Raw genomic sequence first — 3,360 nt, 5'->3', positions numbered from 1 at the left:
TAGAGTGATATATGAATATTTTGAGCATAAAAAAATGAAAATACCAATTTGGGATTGCCCAATTGATATTTTCATTTAATTTGTCAACAATCTGAGAACCCCTAAGGGTTCTTCAATGTTATTCATCGCCCATATTCTTAATATAATCCAACACAAAATGAATGACATAGAGTATGACAATCATCCATCCTACAGACATAAGAACATATCTACACAATTCAATATCCCATATTCCAGCTTCAAACTTATAGTTACTTACTATAGTTGGAACTTGTGTGAGTATATAGAGTAATGCAGCAACCAAGATATATAATATTTTTTTCTTCATATGGTTCTCCCCCTCTATTGTGTTAGTATATACTAACTATACCATATTCACTTTTTTTGTAAAGTATATCATATTAAATACAAATTATTTATCTTTTTCACATTAAAGAATTATTATTATCTATTCTTTTATCACTATTATAATTATGCTATAATGCAGTTGATTGGAGGCGTGCAATGGAACATCAAGTTCATGTAGGTGACATTGTTGATGTGACCATTACTGGTATTCAACCATATGGTGCATTTGCTTTATTGCCTGATGGAAGCAGCGGATTAATCCATATATCAGAAATATCTGATGGATTTGTTCGTGACGTAAATCAATTTGTCTTTTATGGAGAACAGGTTAAGGTAAAAGTCATTGATATAGATAACGTCCATCACCAGGCAAGGCTTTCTTTAAAAGCAGTCGCGAAAAAGAGACGTTTTCGCAAAAGAAAGTCAATCGTGGAAACACCTAAGGGTTTTAATCCACTAAGAGAAATGATGCCTCGATGGATCAGTCGAGGAATCGCAAAGGAGGAAGATGTATGATCAACGTTGATTTAAGTAAAGCTAAATTAACAGAAAGCATGGAATCATATAAGAACAGAGTCGCAGAAGTTCATGATATGATCCACAACAAAACAGGAGCAGGTAACGACTTTTTAGGATGGGTTGACTTACCTACTAACTACAACAAGACTGAAGTAGAAAACATTAAGAAAAAAGCTGCAGAATTATCTGAAGAAATTGATGTTTTATTAGTTTGTGGTATCGGTGGTTCTTACTTAGGCGCAAGAGCTGCTATTGAAGCAATCAATGGTCTTTACCCAACAAACAAGGTTCAGATCATCTATATTGGTAATACATTCTCTGCTACTTATTTAGCACAGGTTAAGAACTATGTAAAAGATAAAGAATTCGGTATTAATGTAATTTCTAAGTCTGGTACAACTACTGAAACTTCAGTTGCTTTCAGAATCTTCAAAGAATTACTTGAAGAAACTAAGGGTAAAGAAGTAGCTCAGAGAAGAATTGTTGCTACTACAGATGCTCATAAGGGTGCATTAAAGACTTTATCTGACCAGGAAGGTTATACAGAATTCGTAGTTCCTGATGATATCGGTGGACGTTATTCTGTATTAACTGCAGTAGGATTATTCCCTATCGCAATGGCTGGTATCGATGTTGATGCAATGTTAAAGGGTGCTAAAGATGCCCAGGATAAATACAACAATCCAGATCTTCTTACAAACGATGCTTATCAGTATGGTGTTGCAAGACAGATGTTATTAAAGGCTGGTTATCCAGCTGAAATGTTTGTAACTTATAACTTACAGTTACAGCAGACTGCTGAATGGTGGAAACAGTTATTTGGTGAATCTGAAGGTAAAGAAGGAAAGGGTATCTTACCTACAAGTGGTACTTTCTCAACTGACCTTCATTCATTAGGACAGTTCATTCAGGAAGGTTCTAAGGTTTTATTTGAAACTGTATTAAAGATCAAAGAACCTCAGATGAACTTAGAAATCCCTAGTGATGCAGATAACTTAGATGGTTTAAACTATTTAGCTGGTAAGACAGTTGATTATGTTAACCAGAAAGCATGTGAAGGTACTATTGATGCCCATGTAAATGTTGGTAACGTACCTAACATCCAGATCACTCTTGATCATGTTGATGCATATAGCTTCGGTTATATGGTATACTTCTTCGAAAAGGCTTGTGCAATGAGCGTTTACCTATTAGGTGTTAACCCATTCAACCAGCCAGGTGTTGAAGTTTATAAGAAGAATATGTTCAAGCTTTTAGGTAAGCCTGGATATTAATAAGAAATCCCGCAATCGCGGGATTTTTTTGTACAATGTGATGAGTTTGTAAGAAATTGTGATGTTTTTCACAAAGTGTAGTGGATAATCTCTTTTTAATCAGTATAATAAAAATTAGATAATGTTAAGAAGATAGTAGTGAAGCAGAAGAAATTGTTCTTCTGTTTTCATTTTACTAGAAAGGAGACAAACATGAAGAACATTACTATTATGGGCGGCGGCGTTCTGGGATCACAGATTGCATTCCAGGCAGCATATTGTGGTTTTGATGTAACAATCTGGTTAAGAAGTGAAGGCAGTATAGGACGTACACAACCTAAGCTTGATTCTATCAAGCAGTCTTATATTAATGCAATCAATCTCATGGATATTGATAAATCTATCAATACATGGTGTATGGGTATTGCAGGCTATGATGATTTTGATAAGGAAAACTGCCTAGAGAAGGTAGAACGTGCTTATTCTACAATCAAGCTAGAACTTGATATGAAAATAGCAGTTAAAGATGCTGATTTAGTCATTGAATCTATGACAGAAAATATGGAAGCTAAGAAGGATGTCTATACAAAAATGGCTCCCCTACTCCCTGATAAGACAATTCTAGTGACTAATTCTTCTACTATGCTTCCTAGTAAATTAGCTAAGTTTACTGGTAGACCTGATAAATTCCTTGCCTTACACTTCGCAAATACGATTTGGAAGAATAATATGACAGAAGTTATGATGCAGGATAAAACAAATAAAGCATATTTTGATGAAGTCATGAAGTTTGCGAAAGAGATTAGAATGATTCCATTACCTGTCAATAAAGAAAAGTCTGGTTACCTACTCAATTCTATGTTAATTCCATTATTATTCTCAAGTATGGATTTAATGGTCAATGGTATCTCTGATCCTGAAAGTATCGATAAAGCATGGACTTTAGGTACTGGTGCACCTAAAGGACCGTTCCAGATTCTTGATACAGTAGGATTAAAGACTGCCTATGAGATTGTAGGCATGTATGTAAAAATTCCTGGTTTCTTAGCACCATATAATTTCAAAGGAATGCATAAGATGTTGAAGTCTTATATTGATCAAGGTAAATTAGGATATAGTACTGGTGAAGGATTCTATAAGTACAAAAAATAAATAACTAAGCAATAATAAATGCCAGGAGTTTACATAAAATGGTACCCATAAGGAGGACAACAACCTGACAGTTGTGATACCCCTCCTG

The 3,360-nt window shown here is 34.6% G+C and carries 4 protein-coding genes; 3 read left to right on the top strand and 1 reads right to left on the bottom strand.

Annotated elements, in window-relative coordinates; translation table 11 throughout:
* Positions 1–118: 118 nt before the first annotated feature.
* Entirely contained in the window at positions 119–328 is a 210-nt protein-coding gene (locus ACT8VG_RS08940; RefSeq protein ID WP_217107275.1) for a hypothetical protein, read from the bottom strand.
* Positions 329–504: 176 nt separating this feature from the next.
* Between ACT8VG_RS08940 and ACT8VG_RS08935 the strand changes: the two genes are divergently transcribed.
* From ACT8VG_RS08935 to ACT8VG_RS08925, 3 genes are all read left to right on the top strand, one after another.
* Positions 505–864: a CvfD/Ygs/GSP13 family RNA-binding post-transcriptional regulator gene (locus ACT8VG_RS08935; protein WP_006506415.1), complete on the top strand. Its 360-nt coding sequence runs from the start codon at positions 505–507 to the stop codon at positions 862–864.
* Entirely contained in the window at positions 861–2,141 is a 1,281-nt protein-coding gene (locus ACT8VG_RS08930) for a glucose-6-phosphate isomerase (RefSeq protein ID WP_217107276.1), read from the top strand. Before ACT8VG_RS08935 ends, ACT8VG_RS08930 begins: the two co-directional genes overlap by 4 nt.
* A 192-nt stretch (positions 2,142–2,333) precedes the next feature.
* Positions 2,334–3,272, top strand: coding sequence for a 3-hydroxyacyl-CoA dehydrogenase (locus ACT8VG_RS08925; protein WP_226793926.1), 939 nt, complete (start codon positions 2,334–2,336; stop codon positions 3,270–3,272).
* The last annotated feature ends 88 nt before the right edge of the window (positions 3,273–3,360 follow it).

It is taken from the genome of Catenibacterium sp. (assembly GCF_052354645.1).
Taxonomy (GTDB): domain Bacteria; phylum Bacillota_I; class Bacilli_A; order Erysipelotrichales; family Coprobacillaceae; genus Catenibacterium; species Catenibacterium mitsuoka_A.
The sequence above is the reverse complement of the archived record's forward strand: the minus strand, read 5'-3'. Positions and strand labels throughout refer to the sequence as shown.